Below are 583 nucleotides of genomic sequence, written 5' to 3'. Positions count from 1 at the left end.
TCACACTTGCACCTGTTGCGACTGTTCTTGGTCTTGCTTTCAAGCTGCAGGATCCAGACGGTTTACTCGGCGATAAGAAAGACGTAGGCATTACTTGTGCGCTCATTCCTGCTGACCATGACGGCGTTGAAATTGGTGAGCGTCACGATCCACTTGGTTCTGCTTTCATGAATGGTCCGACTCGTGGTGAAGATGTTTTCATTCCAATGGATTGGCTCATCGGTGGCTCAGATTACGCGGGCAAAGGCTGGCGTATGTTGGTTGAGTGTTTGTCTGCTGGCCGCGGTATTTCACTGCCAGCACTTGGTACTGCAATCGGCCACCTGACAACCAGAACCACTGGCGCTTATGCATACGTACGTAAGCAGTTTGGTATGTCTATCGGTAAGTTCGAAGGGGTAGCAGAAGCGATGGGCCGTATTGGCGGTCTGACTTATCTTTTGGAAGCAACGCGTACGTTGACGACTACCTCTCTCGATATGACAGAGAAACCTGGCATTGTTACGGCTATTGCCAAATACCACATGACTGAAATTGCACGTACGATTTTGAACGACTCGTTCGATATTCACGCAGGTCGTGC

1 protein-coding gene is annotated in these 583 nt (G+C 49.9%); it reads left to right on the top strand.

Features of this window, described 5'->3' with window-relative positions; genetic code table 11:
* The coding region (locus R7Q46_RS28835; protein ID WP_318078536.1) for an acyl-CoA dehydrogenase family protein at positions 1-583 on the top strand (583 nt) is incomplete at both ends.

This window comes from Vibrio sp. 811 (genome assembly GCF_033339195.1).
The sequence above is the reverse complement of the archived record's forward strand: the minus strand, read 5'-3'. Positions and strand labels throughout refer to the sequence as shown.